The 20,925-nt window shown below is 28.6% G+C and carries 17 protein-coding genes; 5 read left to right on the forward strand and 12 right to left on the reverse strand.

All coding sequences use genetic code 11. The features are described 5' to 3' along the window. Nucleotides 1-374 precede the first annotated feature (374 nt). The 5 genes from ACY1IQ_RS06460 to ACY1IQ_RS06480 all read right to left on the reverse strand — a co-directional run bounded on the left by ACY1IQ_RS06460 (nt 375) and on the right by ACY1IQ_RS06480 (nt 7,619). Complete coding sequence (locus ACY1IQ_RS06460; protein ID WP_461613189.1) at nt 375-2,075, reverse strand: peptide ABC transporter substrate-binding protein; 1,701 nt, start codon at nt 2,073-2,075, stop codon at nt 375-377. Between the two features lie 1,662 nt (nt 2,076-3,737). Next, nucleotides 3,738-4,703: an ABC transporter ATP-binding protein gene (locus tag ACY1IQ_RS06465; RefSeq protein WP_461613190.1), complete on the reverse strand. Its 966-nt coding sequence runs from the start codon at nt 4,701-4,703 to the stop codon at nt 3,738-3,740. Next, a complete protein-coding gene (locus tag ACY1IQ_RS06470) occupies nt 4,696-5,727 on the reverse strand; it encodes an ABC transporter ATP-binding protein (protein ID WP_461613191.1) in 1,032 nt (343 codons plus the stop codon). The genes ACY1IQ_RS06465 and ACY1IQ_RS06470 overlap by 8 nt, the downstream gene beginning before the upstream one ends. Nucleotides 5,728-5,739: 12 nt before the next feature. Continuing rightward, on the reverse strand, nt 5,740-6,672 hold the full coding sequence (locus tag ACY1IQ_RS06475) for an ABC transporter permease (RefSeq protein WP_461613192.1): 933 nt from the start codon (nt 6,670-6,672) through the stop codon (nt 5,740-5,742). An 11-nt stretch (nt 6,673-6,683) separates the two neighbouring features. Further along, nucleotides 6,684-7,619, reverse strand: a complete 936-nt coding sequence (locus ACY1IQ_RS06480) for an ABC transporter permease (RefSeq protein WP_461613193.1) — start codon at nt 7,617-7,619, stop codon at nt 6,684-6,686. A 1,433-nt stretch (nt 7,620-9,052) separates the two neighbouring features. Between ACY1IQ_RS06480 and ACY1IQ_RS06485 the strand changes: the two genes are divergently transcribed. The 3 genes from ACY1IQ_RS06485 (at nt 9,053) to dapB (ending at nt 11,770) form a co-directional block, all read left to right on the forward strand. Next, nucleotides 9,053-10,051: an aspartate-semialdehyde dehydrogenase gene (locus ACY1IQ_RS06485; protein WP_461613194.1), complete on the forward strand. Its 999-nt coding sequence runs from the start codon at nt 9,053-9,055 to the stop codon at nt 10,049-10,051. A gap of 77 nt (nt 10,052-10,128) precedes the next feature. After that, nucleotides 10,129-11,010, forward strand: coding sequence for a 4-hydroxy-tetrahydrodipicolinate synthase (dapA, locus tag ACY1IQ_RS06490; RefSeq protein WP_461613195.1), 882 nt, complete (start codon nt 10,129-10,131; stop codon nt 11,008-11,010). Between the two features lie 10 nt (nt 11,011-11,020). Further along, nucleotides 11,021-11,770: a 4-hydroxy-tetrahydrodipicolinate reductase gene (dapB, locus tag ACY1IQ_RS06495; RefSeq protein WP_461613196.1), complete on the forward strand. Its 750-nt coding sequence runs from the start codon at nt 11,021-11,023 to the stop codon at nt 11,768-11,770. A 67-nt stretch (nt 11,771-11,837) separates the two neighbouring features. Here dapB and ACY1IQ_RS06500 read toward each other — a convergent pair whose 3' ends face one another. Continuing rightward, on the reverse strand, nt 11,838-13,001 hold the full coding sequence (locus ACY1IQ_RS06500; protein WP_461613197.1) for a pyridoxal phosphate-dependent aminotransferase: 1,164 nt from the start codon (nt 12,999-13,001) through the stop codon (nt 11,838-11,840). A 51-nt stretch (nt 13,002-13,052) separates the two neighbouring features. Continuing rightward, entirely contained in the window at nt 13,053-13,592 is a 540-nt protein-coding gene (locus ACY1IQ_RS06505; protein ID WP_461613198.1) for a cob(I)yrinic acid a,c-diamide adenosyltransferase, read from the reverse strand. 352 nt (nt 13,593-13,944) lie between these two features. Between ACY1IQ_RS06505 and dapD the strand changes: the two genes are divergently transcribed. Beyond that, nucleotides 13,945-14,655: a 2,3,4,5-tetrahydropyridine-2,6-dicarboxylate N-acetyltransferase gene (gene dapD / locus ACY1IQ_RS06510; RefSeq protein ID WP_461613199.1), complete on the forward strand. Its 711-nt coding sequence runs from the start codon at nt 13,945-13,947 to the stop codon at nt 14,653-14,655. 175 nt (nt 14,656-14,830) lie between these two features. On the opposite strand, the gene ACY1IQ_RS06515 is transcribed toward dapD, so the two are convergent. After that, complete coding sequence (locus ACY1IQ_RS06515) at nt 14,831-15,556, reverse strand: single-stranded DNA-binding protein (RefSeq protein WP_461613200.1); 726 nt, start codon at nt 15,554-15,556, stop codon at nt 14,831-14,833. A gap of 171 nt (nt 15,557-15,727) precedes the next feature. Continuing rightward, complete coding sequence (gene pdaB, locus ACY1IQ_RS06520; protein ID WP_461613201.1) at nt 15,728-16,486, reverse strand: polysaccharide deacetylase family sporulation protein PdaB; 759 nt, start codon at nt 16,484-16,486, stop codon at nt 15,728-15,730. A 341-nt stretch (nt 16,487-16,827) separates the two neighbouring features. On the opposite strand from pdaB, the gene ACY1IQ_RS06525 reads away from it, so the two are divergent. Next, entirely contained in the window at nt 16,828-17,355 is a 528-nt protein-coding gene (locus ACY1IQ_RS06525; RefSeq protein ID WP_461613202.1) for a DUF4364 family protein, read from the forward strand. Nucleotides 17,356-17,380: 25 nt separating this feature from the next. Here ACY1IQ_RS06525 and ACY1IQ_RS06530 read toward each other — a convergent pair whose 3' ends face one another. The 3 genes from ACY1IQ_RS06530 to ACY1IQ_RS06540 form a co-directional block, all read right to left on the reverse strand. Next, nucleotides 17,381-18,259 carry a YncE family protein gene (locus ACY1IQ_RS06530; protein WP_461613203.1) on the reverse strand — a complete coding sequence of 293 codons (879 nt, stop codon included), beginning with the start codon at nt 18,257-18,259 and terminating at the stop codon, nt 17,381-17,383. A 92-nt stretch (nt 18,260-18,351) separates the two neighbouring features. After that, on the reverse strand, nt 18,352-19,662 hold the full coding sequence (locus tag ACY1IQ_RS06535; protein ID WP_461613204.1) for a bifunctional folylpolyglutamate synthase/dihydrofolate synthase: 1,311 nt from the start codon (nt 19,660-19,662) through the stop codon (nt 18,352-18,354). A 174-nt stretch (nt 19,663-19,836) separates the two neighbouring features. Beyond that, nucleotides 19,837-20,919: a sensor domain-containing diguanylate cyclase gene (locus ACY1IQ_RS06540; protein WP_461613205.1), complete on the reverse strand. Its 1,083-nt coding sequence runs from the start codon at nt 20,917-20,919 to the stop codon at nt 19,837-19,839. Nucleotides 20,920-20,925: the final 6 nt, after the last annotated feature.

The raw sequence follows: 20,925 nt of genomic DNA on the forward strand, positions 1-20,925 counted from the left end.
TAAACTACTTAAAAAGACAAATATCATATAAAGAAAACATTTTCATTTATATATTTCATATTTTTAATTTTTCATAATTTTTAAACTATTCTATATATTAATATAAGGAAATTTAAATATTTTTTATAAGTCTATTTCATATTTATGATTATATATAACAGCATTTTATAAATCAATAGATATTTCCTTATTTATAGCTATTTTGATAATATTTAAAACTTTATACACATTTTAATAATAATTTGTTAATTTAGTTCAAATTATATATATATCATTCACTTTTAGTTAAAAATTTTACACATTACAAATTTCTAATAATAAAAAAAGTGATGTAATTCTTATTACATCACTCATTTTTCTATTTTTTATATAAATTATTCTCTTCCATCTGTATAAACATTTTTAAGATCAATTACTCCAAAAATTGGTGAATTGTAATTTTTCACAAATTTGCGTAGATAAGTATTTTTAAATCTCCATACACCTGGAGCAAATACTGCATCATCATAAATTAATATTTTTTCAGCTTCAGCAAATAATTTAGCTTTCTCTTCTGGATCTTGAGTTCCATTAGCTTTATTAATCAACTCATCATATTTTTCACTCTTCCATCCAACTCTATTCATTCCTGCAGTGGACAGCCAAATATCGAAGAAGGTACTAGGATCATTATAATCTCCTCCCCAAGCTTGAGATGCAACTTCATAATCACCTTCAGTTGTTCTACTTTGGAATACCGCCCATTCACAATATTCTGGATTAATGTTTATCCCTAATACATTCTTAAAGTTTTGTTGTTGGAATTCAGCAAACTCCTTAGCATTAGCATCTGTACCAGATTGAATGTAATTTATAGTATGCTTAGATGGGTCTGGATCTAATCCTAGCTCTTTTAGCCCCTCAACTAACAGTGCCTTAGGATCTGGATTATCTTTCTTTAATTCCTCTACAGGTAAAGAATTAGCTCTTTCCCTATAGTCTACTCCTGCTATTTCTACTGCTGGAGGACACCAAGCTAATGCTGGTTCCGCTAAATCTTTATATAATGTTTTAACCATGCCTGGTCTATCCATTGCTATTGAAAAGGCTTTTCTTATTTTAGCATTTTTAAAGTATTTAGTATCTTGATTAAAGAACATATAGGTAGCTGAGCCGTCATAACCTTTTTTAACATCAAATTTTCCTGTTTTATCAAACTTTTCTATCCATTCCGGCTTAGTAACTGCCCCAAGATCTAATGATCCATTATAAAGCTCATTCATTCTTGAAGTAACTTCTTTTATAATTTTCATTGTTGCTTTTTCTAATTTTACATTTTCAGCATCCCAATATTCTGGATTTTTAACTAATTCAACTTTATTATTATGCACCCATTCTTTTATTGTAAATGGACCAGTGAACACCATTGTGTCTGCCTCAGTACCATATTTATCACCATGCTTTTCAATTATATCTTTTCTTTGTGGCTCCATTACTTTAAAATATGTTAGATCTAAAAAGTAAGAACATGGTCTTTCTAAAGTAAACTCTAGAGTTTTTTCATCAACAGCTTTAATTCCAACGTCTTCTACTTTAGCTTTACCTGAATTGTAAGCTACTGCATTCTTTATTGGATATAATAAAAACGCATAGTCAGAAGCAGTGTTAGGATCTAAAGTTCTAGTTATGCCATAAACAAATTGCTCAGCTGTAACTGGTTGACCATCTGACCACTTTGCATCTCTTAAATGAAAGGTCCAAGTCAACCCATCTTCAGATGTTTCCCACTTTTCAGCTATTCCTGGCGTAATAACATCTTTATCTTCTTCATTGGTCTGAACTCTTGTAAGTGATTCCATAACATTGGTTAAAACTTGTGAAGAATACATATCTGTACTTTTTGAAGGATCCAACGTTTTTGGCTCAGCTTGTAACAGTACGTTTAAATATTGCTCCTTATCCATTTTAACTTCTGATGTTTCATTATTATTACCTTCAGCTGGTTTCTCATCTTCTTTCTTTCCGCATCCAACTAAAGCTATGGACGCAGTCAATGAAACTGTTAATAATGCTGCTAATAATCTTTTACTTTTCACAAATAATCCCCCTTTTTATTGACTTAGCAAAGTACACTTTACTATGTTTAAATTCATTACTACTATGTTTTACTACTTTAAAATTACACAAATTAACTTCATTTCAGTTTGGTAAACTTCACTACTAAATGCCAACATTCTATACATATACGATAATCTAACATATTCATAAAATCAAGTTACCTTTTTATGAACTTTGAAATATTTTCATTACATTTACTTTAATTTTCTAAAATTTATTAGTATTTTACGCCTTATTTTCTTGATTTTTACCATAAAATGTATTATTATTGACATATTATTAAATAATTTATTCAATTGTACATTTTCCAATTTTCGTGGAAATACTATGAGTTTACAACATTAAATATATTATTAGATGTTTAGTTTTATTACATTTTTTCAAAACTAATACTAAAATATTAATAGATCATTAAAAATTTAAATAGTTTTAAATTTTTATCAAGTTTTCGCTGTAAGAATGACCAAAACACACTTTTCAGTAATAATGAAGCCAATAAAAAATATTCTTTTCACTTCGTCATTTCATTATATACTTATAAAGATGACTTCTTTAGCTATTCTTGTCCACTTATATAGTCTTTTAAATACACATCTAACCATATGACCTTTTTCATCCTATCATCTTTCAAAAATGCTAGATATATAAAAAAACTAGCAAAGCACTTGCTAGTTTTTTCTGAAAATTAATTTTAATTATATATATTTAATTTGAGTTTTATTTTAAGATAGTGTTAATGTCATTATAAAAATAAAGAATATCATTTAGTTTTTCTATGTCTATGATTATCTAATCCTTTGAAAGATAATTGAATTTGCAATTCAGTATATTTGATATATTTATTTCTTACCCATAATATTGTTTAATCATTTTAATACATTCTAATATTCTCTATTTCTAATTCTTTCTTACTTATTATTTTAAAATTTAAATTCTAGAGGTAATTATCTTTATTATCTAAAAAACTACTAGCAATATCAATTATTACATCTTATATTTGTTCATAAATAAGGTAACTTGATACTTTCACCCTTTGATAAAATTCCCTACGCTGAATTCAATTTCATCTTTAACTTACTGTATAGAATATTTATCTATTTTTTCTTATTATAATCAATTTTAAGATACTTTTACGGCTATTAGTAAAGAAGATATCCTGTAAACTATAGTAACCCTTTAATTGCTTATTTGTCATTCTCTAATCATATTAAATTTATAATGCTGCTACATATTCTATCTACAGCACATTCTACACTTCTTTTTGAAGATATCTCTCTTCTTTACTTCTTCATCGCATTTATAAATCCCTCTTAACATAGTAAAATTCTAATTTTTCTTATGTTTATCTTTAAAACTAATTATAAAAAAGCAAGCAATATTAAACATCAAAGGCTTTAATATATTTTTTAATGCTATAACTCATAATCATATATTTAGCATACTATAATTATTTATCCATAAACTTCTTATATTATTTTTATAAAAATGAAATTTATTCCTCCTTTTTTCTCTTTAGGAGTTATCTAAAACACAGCATAATTTTTAATTTGTTATATCTGCACTTTCACGCTCTAGCACATTTTTACTCTATTAGACCATTATATAAAAAAAGACAGGGAACTCCCTGTCTTTCATATCTATTATAATAAGTGACACGCAACAAAATGTTTTGGCTCAATTTCTTTAAATTCTGGAAGCTTTTCACTGCAAATTGGCTTAGCATATCTACATCTTGCAGCAAATCTACAACCTGGTTTTGGATTAATTGGGCTAGGAACTTCACCTTCAAGTTGAATTCTCTTTTTACCCCTTTCCACTTCAGGATCTGGAATTGGAATAGCTGATAATAGCGCTTGAGTATATGGATGTAATGGCTTCTCATATAAATCATGACTTGACGCAAGTTCAACCATTGTACCAAGATACATAACCCCAACTCTATCTGAAATGTGCTTAACCATTGAAAGATCGTGAGCTATAAAGAGATAAGTTAATCCTAATTCATTTTGTAATTTTATTAATAAGTTAACAACCTGTGCTTGAATTGACACGTCAAGAGCTGATATAGGTTCGTCACATACTATAAAATCTGGCTCTATAGCAAGAGCTCTAGCTATACCTATTCTTTGTCTTTGTCCACCTGAAAACTCATGTGGGAATCTTGAAGCGTGTTCTTTATTCAAACCAACTAATTGTAGTAAATTAAATATTCTATCTGTTCTTTCTTGTCCACTATATAATCCGTGTATATCTATACCTTCTCCAATTATATCTCCAACAGTCATTCTTGGATTTAAAGAAGCATAAGGATCTTGAAATATTATTTGTGCTCTTCTAGTAAAATCTTTTTTCTGCTTTTTATCCAATTTTCCTACATCTTGACCATCAAATAATATTGCTCCTTCTGTAGCATCATATAATCCCATAACAGTTCTTCCACAAGTTGTTTTTCCGCAACCCGACTCTCCAACTAAACCTAAAGTTTCCCCTTTGAAGATATCAAAGCTAACATTGTCAACAGCCTTTAAAGTAGCAGTCTTTCCAACTTGGAAATATTTTTTTAAGTTTTTAACTTCTATTAAGACTTCATTTTTTTCATTAGCCATTATTCTTCACTCCTCTCAAAACTTCAGGAACTTCTACTTTGGGAGCCATTGGATGTTTTAACCAACATGATACTTCATGAGAATCAGTAACAGTTGTAACTTCTGGTATTTCTTCTTTACAAATTTGCATACAATATTCGCATCTTGCAGCAAAAGGACATCCAACTGGTGGCTTGATTAGATCTGGTGGTGTTCCTTGTAATGAATACAATTTTCCTTTATTCTTAGTATCTAATCTAGGAACTGATTGTAATAGCGCCCAAGTATACGGATGTTGAGGGTTATAGAATATTTCATCAACTGTTCCTCTTTCTATTATCTGTCCCGCATACATAACTTGAATTCTGTCTGCAGCATCAGCAACAACACCAAGGTCGTGTGTTACAAGAATAACCGCTGTTCCAAGTTTTTCTTGAAGATCTCCTATAAGTTCCATAATTTGTGCTTGTATTGTAACATCAAGAGCTGTTGTTGGCTCATCCGCTATAAGTATTTTCGGATTACAAGCAAGTGCTATAGCTATCATAGCTCTTTGTCGCATACCACCTGAAAATTCGTGTGGATATTGATGTGCTCTTTTATCAGCATTAGGTATATTAACTAACTCAAGCATTTTTACAGCTTCTTTTAGAGCTTCGTCTTTACTCATACCTCTGTGTATAATTAAACTTTCAGCAATTTGTTTACCAATAGTCATAGTTGGGTTTAAAGAAGTCATAGGATCTTGGAATATCATAGATATATCAGAACCTCTAAGCTCCCTTAACTCTTTTTCATCCATTGATAAAATATCTTTTCCTTCAAATGTAATTTTTGATTCTTTTTTTATTTCTGCAGGCATTGGTTCAGGAAGCAATCTCATTAACGCCTTAGCTGTAACTGTTTTTCCGCATCCAGATTCTCCAACTACTGCCAATGTCTCACCTTTATTTAAATGAAAACTTATTCCTCTTACCGCTTGAACTTCTCCAGCGTAAGTATGGAATGAAACTCTTAAATCTTTAATATCTAATATTTTTTCCATCAAATTCCCCTCCTACTGACGTAATTTCGGATCTAGTGCATCTCTTAAACCATCACCTAATAATTGGAATGATAACATTATTAGAGATATTACTAGTGCAGGGAAAAGTAATTGTTCCGGATAGAACATTAAATTCTGTTGTGCTGCAGAAGCCAATGATCCTAAACTTGTCTTTGGAGATTGAATTCCTAAACCTATGTAGCTTAAGAACGCTTCACCAAATATAAAACTTGGTATATCAAATGTTATTGCAACTATCATAACACCTAAAGTGTTTGGTAATAAGTGTTTACCAATTATTCTTGAAGGACTTGCACCAAGAGCCTTAGCTGCAAGAACATATTCTTGTTCCTTTATTTGTAATAATTGTCCTCTAACAAGTCTCGCCATACTAGTCCACCCTGTAACTGTCATGGCAATAACTAAAGTTCCAATACCTTTATTATCAAATATCATAGATATTAATATAACTATAACAAGATAAGGAATACTTACTAATATTTCTAGTATTCTCATCATTATGTCGTCAGCTATTCCACCGAAGAAACCTGCAATTCCCCCATAAATGGAACCAAGAACTGTATCTATTAATGCACCTATAAGACCGATTATAAGAGATACTCTAGCTCCTTGCCAAACTCTACCAAAGGTATCTCTTCCTAACATATCTGTTCCAAACCAGTTACTTGAATTTGGTCCTTGATTAAGTAAACTATTATTTGTAACTTCATAACTTACTCCAGATATAGCTTTCCCTAAACTAGGTCCTATAATTGCCATTATTGATATGACTATAAGTATGCAAAGAGATACTATCGCAACTTTGTTTTGCTTTAATCTCCTCCAAGCATCTTGCCAATAAGTCATACTTGGTCTTAAAATTTCATTGGATTTTGTTGTATCACATCCAATAATCTGAAATTTGTCTTTTGATAATTCTGCCATAACTTTCCCTCCTATCTCCTACTATTAGAAACTCTAATTCTTGGGTCAACTAATCCATAAACTATATCAACTACAAATAATGCAACAATAAATAGTGCTGATACTAAAATAGTTTGTCCCATTATCATACTATAATCTCTATCTGATATAGCAGAAACAAAATATTGACCTAATCCAGGTATAGCAAATATACTTTCAACAACAAATGATCCTATAAATATATTTGCAATTTGTGGTCCTAATAATGTAATAGCTGGAAGTATAGCATTCCTTATAACGTGTTTAAATACTAAACTTAACTTAGAAACACCTTTAGCTTTTGCCGTTAATATATAATCCTGTCCAATAACATCTAAACAGTTAGCCCTCATATATCTTGCATAAGTTGCTATAGAACCAAAACTTAAGGCTATAGTTGGCAATATAGTGTGTTTAAATTCTCCCCAACCAGTTGATGGCAAAACCATCCAATGAACTGTAAATCCAAACTGCAACAATGACGCAATAACAAAACTTGGTACAGAAATACCTAATATAGCGATAAACATTACTAAATAATCTGGCCATTTACCCCTCTTAAAGGCCGCTAAAATACCTAAAATAACTCCAATAGTAAATCCTAGTGCAATTGCTTGTCCACCTATTCTTGCTGATATAGGTGCATAACTAGCTATAGTTTTACCTACGCTTCTTCCTGCATAAGCTAAAGATTCTCCCATGTCTCCATGTAGAACTAAATTAGAAATAAATTTTCCATATTGGACTATAACTGGTTGATCTAGTCCATACTTGGCATAATAGTTTGCCCTAATTTGTGGTGGTAAGTTTCTAGCCATTGACGCTAGTGGGTCACCAGGTATAGCATGTATTAGCATGAACGTAATTGTTATTGATATAAACAGCGTTACAAGCATATACCCAAATCTCTTTAGAGTAAATTTTAACATCATCATCCCTCCATTTTAGCATAAAGTTGTTGCAAAAAATTTTCACTTATTGCAACTTATTATATATATCCTTACCTTTTATTAAAAGTGTAAGAATATTTATATACCTGTACTCCAAATACTACCTTCAACACAACTTTTATATGTATTCTATGTGTGCAAAACTAAAAAAGCTATATAATGCTATATATTTTTAATATTCATATATAACTCAATAAAATTCTTTCAGCCTCTTCAAAGAATTTCAATTTTATTTTTGTTTTATAGTTATTTAGTTTTCTCTATTGCTTAGGGTTTATTTATACTAAAGATACAATACTATGAATACTATGAAGAAAATTATTAAATGATTGTATACTTTAGTTCAAACTTTACTGTAGGTATGTTGTAGAATGTTGCCCACTAAAATCATTATTTTTCATATTTAACTTTACTGCAATTATTAAGGAAACTTAGTAAAATTTCTTTTCTTATTTTTATACCTTATTTATATCTCATTGTAAATACCTAATTTTATAAAGATATAAATAAAATTATTTTACTTCTTATAATTAGAACTACATATTATAATTTTTTGTATAAATTTCCACTCTTTATTTTTTTATAACATATTCTTATGTACTTATTTTTATTCTCTGAATTCTAAATAATACTTCATGGAAGCTTATTTAAATCTTTTAAATAAATAAAAAACTTAATATACAGTTTATAACTATTAATTTCATCTTTAGTATCCTATTTCACAGCTTAGAACAATTAAGTTAAGTAGAAAATAAAAATGTTAGTAGTATGGCTAACATTTCTTTACTTTTTATCAACTAATTCTTCTTCATATCATATATAATAATGTTTAAGACTTATTTTATGGATTTTAATTGTATTTTCTGAATGTTTTGATAATTCTTTCTTCATTAACAATCTGGTCATAAAATTTACAATGATATAACAAAAAGTGCTTTTGTCAAATATCAAGCAAAAGTTGATTAAATTTAATTATTAACTACAATTAAACTTAATATATCATTAATTTTTTTATTTATATTGCAATTTGAAAGCTTCATATAATTGAACAATATGAATTTTGAATAAAAACTCTACAAGAATTTCATTTTTTATAATACTATCATATACTTTATTAATTGTCAAACAATTTAGTTTTATATTGTTTATTTAAACTTATCAAAGTTAATACAATTTTAAAAATATTTTCATTATATTAACAATTCAGATTTTATAATATTACATAAAATGATATTTTATGTGCAGCAATTAATTAATAATATTTTCCCTATGGTTTTTTATGTAATTTTTTCTGATTTATAAAAAGATAATTATTAGTTTAACAATAACAATAAAATTTATTTTTTTAAACTATATAACTTTTTATTCTAAAATTATATAATATAGTAAAGAACTTTTAAGGAGTGATTTAATTGACTTATAATGTAGCTATTGTTGGAGCCACAGGTATGGTTGGAAGACAATTTATTGAAATTTTAAAAGATAGAAACTTTCCTATAGAAAATCTTTATCTTTTTGCTTCTAAACGCTCTGCCGGCTCTATTATTAACTATAAAGAAAAAGAAATTGTTGTTGAAGAATTAAAAGAAGAAAATATATGCAATAAAAAAATACACTTTGCCCTTTTTTCTGCTGGTGGAAGCACTAGTTTAGAATATGCAAAGATATTCGTTAAATATGGATCTGTAGTTATTGATAACAGCAGTGCTTTTAGAATGGATGAGAATGTGCCTCTAGTAGTGCCAGAAGTTAATGGAGAAGATGTTAGAAATCATAATGGTATAATAGCAAATCCTAATTGTTCTACCATACAAGCTATGGTAGCTTTAAAGCCACTATATGATGCTTATGGTATTGAAAGAGTTATTTACTCTACTTATCAAGCAGTATCTGGTGCTGGAATGCATGGGTATAGTGATTTAGAGAATGGTATTAAAGGTGAAGCACCTAAAAAATTCACTTCTCCAATTGCTTATAATGTAATACCTCAAATTGATGTATTCTTAGATAATGGTTACACCAAAGAGGAAATGAAAATGATTGATGAAAGTAAGAAAATACTTCATGATACTAATTTAAGAATCACTGCTACTACAGTTAGAGTACCTGTTTATCACGGTCATAGCGAAAGTATTAATGTTGAACTTAAAAAAGACTTTAATATAGAAGATATTTTTGAACTTTATAAAAAATCCGAAGGTATAGTTGTAATGGATAATACTAAGGAAGAAATCTATCCGATGCCAATAACTATTGCTGGAAAAGATGAAGTTTATATTGGCAGAATAAGAAGAGATTTTAGTGTAGATAAAGGTTTAAATTTATGGGTTGTCGCTGACAACATAAGAAAAGGGGCAGCCCTTAATGCAATTCAGATTGCAGAAACCTTTATAGAAAAAGGCTTAATTTAGAATTATATAAAGAATTGATAAATAAATGACTAGATAAGTATGGTCTTTTATTATATTTTAGAAAGGAAGATAATATTATGAGTATTTTTAAGGGTTCAGGTGTAGCAATTGTTACTCCTTTTAATGAAACTGGTGTTGACTTTAATAAGTTAAGAGAGCTTATAGAATGGCATATTGAAAATAAAACCGATGCTATCATAGTTTGTGGAACTACTGGTGAAGCTTCTACAATGTCAACAAATGAGAAAAAAGAAACTATTAAGTTTGTTATAGATGTAGTAAATAAAAGAATTCCTGTTATTGCTGGCACTGGTACAAATAACACACAAGCTTCAATTGAAATGAGTAAATATGCAGAAGAAGTTGGAGCAGATGGACTACTAGTTATAAATCCTTACTATAATAAAACTAGTTCTAAAGGACTTATAGCACATTTTAAAGCCATTGCTAATAGTGTAAAAACACCTATAGTAGTTTATAATGTACCTTCTAGAACAGGAATGAATATACCACCTTCTGCCCTTGCAGAATTATGTGAACTTGATAATATAGTTGCTGTTAAAGAAGCTAGTGGTGACATGAGTCAAATTATAAAAATAAAATCTTTATGCAAAGATAAACTAGATATATACTCAGGAAATGATGATCAAATTGTTCCTATACTGGCAATGGGTGGTATAGGAGTTATTTCTGTACTTGCTAACGTAATTCCTAAAGATGTTCACAATATCTGTGAATACTATTTAAATGGCAATGTAAAGGATGCTTTAGATTTACAGCTTAAAACTTTACCATTAGCTAATTCTCTTTTTATAGAGACAAATCCTATTCCTGTTAAAACTGCACTTAATTTAATGGGTATGGAAGTAGGTTCTTTAAGATTACCTCTTGTAGATATGGAAGAAATAAATCTTAAAACTTTACAATACGAATTAAAAGCTTATAACTTAATTAAATAGGAGGACTACTATGGTTAAAATCCTTTTAGTTGGATGTAGTGGAAAAATGGGAAGAATAATTTCTTCTACCGTTGAAAAATTTGAAAACTTATCTATTGTAGCTGGATTGGATAGATTTAAAGAAGAATCTCTTAAATATCCAATCTATGATAATATAGATGAATGTAATGAAGAAATAGATGTTATTTTAGATTTCTCAAGACCAGATACATTAAAGCAAATTTCTCAATTTGCAATTAATAAAAATAAACCTGTTGTATTTTGTACTACAGGATATGATGAAGAACAAAAAGCTCATATTCATGCTTTAAGTAATACTATTCCTGTGTTTTTCTCTGCTAATATGTCCATAGGAATAAATATAATAAATAATGTATTAAAGAATATAAGTAATACGCTTTATAATGACTTTGATATAGAAATTATAGAAAAGCATCATAATCAAAAAGTAGATGCCCCTAGTGGAACTGCTCTTCTATTAGCAAACACTATCAAAGATTCTATAAATGATGAAACAAAATTTATCTTTGGAAGAGAAGGAATAGCTAAAAGAGATAAACAAGAAATAGGTATTCATACTATTCGTGGTGGAAATATAATTGGAAACCATGAAATAATATTTGCTGGTCAAGGTGAAGTTATAGAAATTAAACATTCTGCAATCTCCAGAGAGGTTTTTGCAGTAGGTGCCTTAAGAGCATGTGCCTTTGTTTATAATAAAGAAAAAGGTATGTACTCAATGGATGATGTAGTAAAATAAATTAAAATAAAAAGTGGTGATATAAATCACCACTTTTATTTTAATTGTCAATTGTCCATTGTCTAAGTTATGTATATTTCTCACTACGAAGTCTTTCAATAAATTTTTCCATTCTATCTAAAGCTTCTTTAAGCTCATTTTCATTGTAGCAGTAAGATATTCTTATATAGCCTTCCCCACCTTCTCCAAAAGCTGAGCCAGGTACTATAGCTACCTTTTCTTCATGTAAAAGTCTATGACAAAATTCTTCACTACTCATATTAAAGCTTTTTATGGATGGGAATATATAAAAAGCACCTTTAGGAATATGAACTTGAAGCCCCATATCTTTTAATCTATTATATACATAATCTCTTCTTTTTTTAAATTGCTCCTTCATATATGCAACATCATCTAAGGAACACTTTAATCCTTCTAAGGCAGCATATTGACTTACAGAAGTAGCTGAAGAAACGTTATACTGATGAACTTTAATTATATTTTTCATTATGTATTCACTTGATGCAACATACCCTACTCTAAGTCCTGTCATAGAAAACATTTTTGAAAATCCGCTTACTAAAATTATCTTATCTTTTATATCTTTACATTGACATATAGAATAGTAATTATCATAACAAAGTGAAGAATATATCTCATCAGATATAGCAATTATATCATTTTCTTTTATTATTTTATAAAATTCATCTCTCTCCTTTTTAGAAAGTATACTACCTGTTGGATTGCTAGGATATGAAACTATTAAAGCTTTAGGTTTTTCAGCTATTATTAATTCCCTTAACTTATTAAAATCTATAGAAAAATCTTCTTTCAAAGGATAATTAATAATCTCTCCTCCCAACATCTTCACTAAGCTTTCATAGGCAGGATAAGCTATTTGAGGAACTAACACTTTGTCACCACTATTTAATAGTGTGGCAAATACGCACATTAATCCCTCACTACCACCAACAGTAATACAAACTTCATCAGCATTGTAGTGAATTCCGAAGCCTTTTAGAAAATTAGATATTTCTTCTCTAAGTTCTAATATTCCTGCATTAGGAGTATACACTGTTCTATTCTCATTTATCGCTTTAATAACTCCCTCTTTAACTGCTTTAGGCGTATGAAAATCCGGTTGGCCTAGTGTTAATGATATTGCATCAGGTATTTTTGATACTTTATTATAAAATTTTCTTATTCCAGATATCTCTATACTCTCTACATTTTTTGAGAATATATTATTCATATAATCAGTCCTTTTTAATTATTAAATAATAATTTAAATATTGTCCAGCACTTAAAACTCTACGCCTTTTCTAGCTGGTACACCTTCATTGAAATAATGTTTTATATCTTTCATTTCTGTAACAAGGTTAGCCTTTTCCATAATTCTTTCTGGAACATTTCTACCTGTCATAATAAGTTCCATATCTTTTGGTTTCTTATCCATAAGTTCTAATAATTGTTCTTCTGAAACCAATCCATTACCTAAAGCTCCCATGATTTCATCCATAATCAATATATCACACTGTTTATCTTCCATAACTTTTAAGCAAAATCTATAAGCTTCTTGTATTTCTTCTTTTAATTCAGCCTTTTGGTCATCATTTAACGTCCAGAAAAATCCTCGTGGTTTTTCAAATCTATATATATTAAAATAGGTCGAAAGTCTTTTAGCGCTTTCTAATTCTCCAGTTGATCCACTCTTTAAAAATTGTACCATAGTAACCTTAAATTCATTTCCTGCTGCCCTTGTTGCAAGACCTACTGCAGCAGTAGTTTTTCCTTTTCCATTGCCTGTGTATATTTGTATGTATCCCTCTTTTAATTTTCCCATGGTATCACTACCCCTTTCCTATACGTTGATTTTATTATATCATTCTCTATAAATTATACCAAATTATTAAAAGTACTTATACAATTTAAGGTTTATAACAGACGATGGAGGATTATTTAGTATTTCTCCTTTAATAAAAAATCTAAAATTTATTTGTTCTTTTTACGTTACTTTATAAATTCTTATAAAAAAATAAATTGAATAATAATTAATTTTAATCTTAGTGATCAATAGGAATCCTTAATTCTCAATTGGTTAAGTATTGCAAATATAACTTTAATATTATATTATTTAGTGTATGAACAAAAGTTATATGTTCATATTCAAACTACACTTGGAAAGGAGATTGAACATGAATTACAATTTAACAGATCCATATGAAATAGCAAGATATATTAAAGAATCTAAAAAAGCTACTCCTGTTAAAGCTTATGTAAATGGTAATATTAAAGATTGTGATTTCAATAACATAGAATGTTATGGCGAAGGAAATTTTTACATATTATTTGGAAATTATGATGAGGTACAAAATTTCCTAGAAAATAATAATGAAAAAGTTAAGAATTACAGAATAGAAAACGATAGAAGAAATTCTGCAATTCCAATGCTGGACATTAAAAATATAGATGCTAGAATTGAGCCTGGTGCTATTATACGCGACATGGTTAGTATCGGTAAAAATGCAGTTATTATGATGGGTGCAGTTATAAATATAGGTGCTGAAATTGGTGAAGAAACCATGGTAGATATGAATGCCGTTGTTGGCGCTAGAGGAAAACTTGGAAAAAGAGTTCATCTAGGAGCTGGTGCTGTAGTTGCAGGAGTTTTAGAACCGCCAAGTAAATCACCTTGTGAGATTGGTGACAATGTTTTAATAGGTGCAAATGCAGTTATATTAGAAGGTGTTAAAATAGGAGATAATTCAGTAGTTGCTGCTGGATCAATCGTTACTGAAGATGTACCTGAAAATGTAGTAGTAGCAGGATGCCCTGCAAAAATAATTAAAACTGTTGATATTAAAACGAAAGGCAAAACTGAATTATTGGATGATTTAAGAAAATAAAGAATAAATAAAAATGGTGGTCTATGATCACCATTTTTATAATATCAGCAAATAAATAATTAATCAGTATTATTACCCTATTTTGCGCAATACTGAAACAGCTAATAATTACTATCAGCTAAATCTACAGCCTCTTATACAAGTCATATTTAACTAACTATTTTATTTCAAAAATTTAAACTGCATCATTTATATTAACATCTGATTCTATATTAACATCTGATTCTGTATTCTCCTCAACTAAAACAGTTGTTGTATTTTCTTCATCTAGAGCTTCATCTTCATCATTTACTTTTTCCATTTTAGATATTGAAACTTCATATGCTATCTTTTTAACAACTTCAGTTTCAGAGATTCTCTTTTGATATTCTCTACTTTGTACTCTTCCCCAAATCCTTATGTTATCTCCTATTTCTAAACTCCTGCAGAATCTAGAATTTCTTCCCCAAGCAATTGTAGGGATATAGTCGGATTTGTTATATAATCTATTAACCGCTAAAAGCATGTCTGCAATTTCACGTCCAAAAGGAGTTGTTCTATATACTGGCGCTTTACATATATAGCCATCTAAATAAATTTGGTTTGGATTTTTACTTCTTTCTTTTAATTCTTTAATATCTCTTGCAAATACTGTTAATATAAGTCTATTTGATCCGTCAACAAACTTATTGTATGATCTTAATTGCCCTTCTACTATAAGTTCACTACCTATTCCAACATTCATACCTGTTATTAATCTTTCTGAAACAGTTATAGTTAAAACATCAGTAGCATCACTTAATCTTGGTACTTCAAAATCAAAATTATAAAAGCCTTCCCCATACATTTCATGGCTAAATTCCAATTCTGAAATAACTCTTCCCTCCAAGTAAATTTTGTTGTTCAACATAGTATTGTCCATCGTAACCCCTCTTTCCCTTAGTTTTTTGTTCATTTTCATATACCATAATATATTCACTAAACCAGCGAACTATAACCAATATTATGAAAATTCTTATAATTCTTCCGAAACAATTTTAAAGCCTTAATACATGTTTCCATTATAATACAAATTATACATTTATGCAATGGATTATTTGCTTTTTATCTGCTTTCCTTCATTATTTATATTGTAATTATCTTTATATATAAGTTCAGAAACTGTAACAAATTTATACCCCTGTGAACTTAAGCTTTCTAATATCCTTGGCAATGATTGAGGTGTGTATTTTACATCAGTATGAAATAGCATTATAGAACCTGGTTTCGCTTTTTTCATAATTCTCTCATACTCAATATCAGCCCCCTGTGCTTTCCAATCTATACTATCCACATCCCATTGAATACATTTTCTCCCTGTAGATTCTACTGTTTCAATAGCTAAATCATTATATGCACCTTCTGGAAACCTAAATAACGTAGTATTTTTTCCTGTAAGATTTAAAATTTTAGCATCTGCAATTTCAGTGTCCTTTAACATTCTTTCTTTTGAAATTGTAGTCATATTAGGATGCTTATTAGTATGATTTCCAATCTCATGTCCTCTTTTATCTATTTCTTTAACAATATCAGGAAAATCATCTGCCCATAATCCTATAACAAAAAAAGTTGCTTTTGCATTATACTTGTCAAGTATGTCCAATAACTCCATAGTATTACTTTCTCCCCAAGTAGTATCAAAAGTTATAGCTACCTTCTTTTCCTCTGTGTCTACACAATATATGGGCATCTTTTTGCCTTGAGAAAAGACTGCAAAAGTTCCCTTACTACTTATAGCTGCTGTTAATATAGATGCAATAAGTAATAAGGCAACGCTTAAAAATACCTTTTTATGTTTTTTTACAAAATCCATATTTCCCCCTAAAATAATATTTCTATTCCATAAATAATATTCACATCTTTATGGTTATATTACATATAAAACCTATTAAAGACATAAGCTATTTTTTAGAAAAATTATTTTCCAGAGTATATTTTAATCTTTCATATTAGGTACCTATATTCTGCCAGGATAATTTTTTGTAAATTATAAAAATGCAGTAAATACAATATTTTATGTAATAAGGAATATTTTAAAATCATATTCTTTTTCATAGTAAAATATATTTAAAATAAAATTCTAATAAAATTGTTATTTTTGTGTTATAATAGGTATGAATTTAATTCATTTTAAAATTCAAAGGGGGATGAAATATGTTTGAAGATTCTCTGGATTTAGCAGAAAATAAACTCCTTCTGCTATATATATTTAATAAAATAAAGTTTCCAATTTCAAACATTCAAATTACTGAAATTGTTTTAGAAAATAATTTTATGAACTATTTTACGCTTCAGCAATACATAGTGGAATTAACTTCTTCAAATTTGTTAAAACATACAATTGAACATGAAAAAGACAGATTAGTTATAACAGATGATGGACAGAAGGTATTGTCACTATTTGAAAATAGAATTTCAGAAAGTAAAATTGAAAAAGTAAATAATTATTTAGAAAGCAGCCTATCTAAAATAAAAAAAGAATTAACAGTTACTGCTGATTATACTATTGAAAATAAAAATAGCTACCTAGTTAATTTAATAGCTTCAGAAAATGACACAACACTTATCGATATTAAAATAAGTGTTGCATCAAATAAACAAGCTCGTGAATTATGCTATAAATGGAAATCTAATTCATCAGAGCTCTATAATAAAATTATAAACATATTAGCTAGTGAATAAATTTAAATAAGCTAATCACGAAAAATCAATTAACAATCATTCCCATGGGTTCTCCACTCATCGGAATGACTTTTTTACTTTCATCTATTTTATTTACTCTAATAAGAGAATTATTATATATATCACCTACATATATATATTTTTCATCTGTGGTTATGGCTTTTACCATTCCACCTATACGAACTTTTTTAATCTCTTCATATTTATTTATATCTACTATACTTATACTTCCATCACCATAATTAGATACATAGCAGTATCGTCCATCACAATACATATCCATAGGAGCATTTCCTACAGGAATTTTATGGAGGATACTATTATTCCTTAAAGATATAATAGTTACACATCCCTTTCCACAATATCCTAAATTACTTTCACAAACTAGTATATAATTACCATCTGATGACCATAGTGCCTTTGTAGGATATGCTCCTACGGATATATTTTTGACTTCTCCTCCCTTAGTTACATCTATAATACTTAAATTATCACTATACATATTAGAAATTAATATTCTATTACTCTTTTTACAAATATCTAAACTGTGAGGTGAACTTCCACAAGGTATTATTTCTACCACATCTTTAGCTTTAATATCAAAGCATACCACTGTATTAGAGTCTTCGCAAATTACATAAGCGTATTTGTCTAAAACAGAAGCCTCTGTACATCCACCGCCTAAGTAGAATTTTTCGATAGTTCCCTCTTTATACAAAAAAGAAATAGAGCTATTATTATAATTCGAAGTTATGAGCATATCTTCGTATAGACATAATCCACGGGGTGATAATTTCTCCCCTTCTGAATCCTTAATATCTATGGACTCAACTTCTTCGAAATTATCTAACTCTATTTTCTCAATTCTATCTTTAGTGGCATTACACACATAAAGATACCTCACGCGAATCACCTCCTCACAATATACTATGAGGAGGTGATAATTTATGCTACGATTAAAAAGTCATGATTTTTCAAAAATTCTACAAAAAACTATTATTTAAAATTCCTTATAATCTTTCTCATGTCCCCTATCATATATAAAGAACCTGATATTAATAATAAGTCATCCTCATTACAGTATGACAGTGCTTTTCTATATGCTTCTTCATAATTATCTATAGCTTCACAGCTAACCCCTAGCTTTTCTATTTCTATCTTTAAGTCTTCTGCAAGTTCAGCTCTATCGCTATGTGGAGTCACTGATATTATCCTTTCTGCCTTAGGTGCAATAGTACCAATCATGTCTTCAACCTGTTTATCTGCTAATATTCCAAGAATCAATATTAACTTATTATATTTAAAATATAAATCTATACTTTCTGTAAGTTTTTTAATTCCATCAATATTATGTGCCCCATCTATAACAACCAGTGGATTATTTTTCATAATTTCTAATCTTCCTGGCCATTGAACACTTTTTAAACCATTAATAATATTATCCTTACTTATCTTCACCCCTAAATTCATAAGCTCTCTAGCCGCATAAACAACTACTGTAGAATTTAGTATTTGATGTTTGCCTAACAATGATAACTCATAGCTATCAATATATTCATTCTTTAAATTAATTTGCTGAGTTTTAATTTCTTTTCCTTCCAATGTATTAGAAGTTACTGCAACATATTCTGAAATATCTCTAGGAACTTTTATAAGCTTAGAATTTTTTTCCTTGCAGGTTTTCTCTATAACATCTTCCGCTACCTTTTCCTGTGGAAACAATACAACTGGAACCTTTTCCTTTATTATTCCTGCTTTTTCATATGCTATTTTGTCTAAAGTATCTCCTAATATTTGAGTATGATCTAAGCTTATAGAAGAAATAATACTTAAAATAGGAGTTATAACATTTGTAGAATCTAATCTACCACCTAATCCTACTTCTATTACTGCATAATCTATATTTTTTTTATAAAAATACAAAAGTCCTGCACAGGTTATTATTTCAAATTCTGTAGGGTTAATATATCCTAAGTCTACAACTTTAGAAACAGCCTTCGATACCTCCGTTACTACTTCTGCTAATTCTTCTTTAGGAATATTATTTCTATTAATTTGTATTCTTTCCTCAAATTCCTCTATGTACGGCGATATATAACTCCCTACATTATATCCCGCATCCATAAGTATAGAAGTAAGCATAGCCGTAGTTGACCCTTTTCCATTTGTTCCTGCCACATGTATAGTTTTTATATGTTTATGTGGATTTCCTAAGAACTCTAATATTTTTTCTGTTCTATCAAGACCATATTTACTACCGAACTTTGCAGTTTCTTTTATATATTTAATCGCCTCATCGTAATTCATGTATTAACCCCCTAATATAAAATATCCTATTATATTTTACATTAGCTTTGCCATATACTCAACTTTAATAATGAACCAATTAAATAAATTTATAAATTAAATAATATACTAAGATATCTATACTAAAATATTATGTATAGTTAAAAGACTATGTTACATAATCTTTGCAGAAATTTACATTTTTTCATATACTGTAACCTTATTTCTTCCAGTTTCCTTACTATGGTATAAAGCTTTATCTGCTAAGGAAATTAACTCATCAATAGTTTTCCCACTTCCACTATCGACGGTTCCAAAACTTGCAGTTACATTAACTTCTGCAGATTTTTCATTCCCTATTTTATATCTTGAAAGATTGTCTCTTATACTGTTTAATCTCTCATATATTCCACTACTTTCTGTATTATTAAAATATATTACAAATTCTTCTCCACCCCATCTATATATTTCATCATATTCCTTTATGCTCTTTTTAATAAACTGACTTACTTCTCTTAAAACAACATCTCCGAAGTCATGACCATAAGTATCATTAAAATTCTTAAAAAAATCAATATCAAGTAGTACCAATGTAAACTTTTTATTAGAATCAATTTGTTTTTGTAGATGCATTTTCATGTAATTTCTGTTATATACTTGAGTTAAATTATCTTTCATTGCCATGGATGTTATCTCATCACGGTAAATGCAATTTTGAAGAGCTATAGCTATGTTTTTTATAACCAATTTAAAAAATTCTAATTCAAATTCACTTTCTTTATAATCCTCATAATTTTCTATAAATATAGCTCCTATTTGTTTGCTCTGTTGATTTAATGGTATTAAATATGAATACTTAATTTTTCTCCTATTAGCAGATTTGTAGCTTAAATAGCTTTCTGAATATCTAATCTTAGCTGCTCCATTCATACTTCTTATAGCCTCATTACAATACTCCTCAACATCTTCTATATACTGACTTTCCACATTTGAAGCTATATTTATTAATCTATCTCTATCAATTAAAATACTACAATAATCTAATTTGTAATTATTCATAAGTATATTTACTATTGATAATGCTGAACTTTCTAGTGTAAATGTAACACTAGTATTTACCTCTGAATCCAATATACTTTTCATTATATTGTTTTCTTTTGTAGAAAATGAACTTGTTTTTAGCTCATTTATTTTTTTATTATATTTGCTTATTATAACTATAAAAGAAGAAATATAAATAAATAAAAATATTGCGATTATTAAAATATAGCTAATCATAGTTCC

It is taken from the genome of Clostridium sp. Marseille-QA1073 (assembly GCF_054863625.1).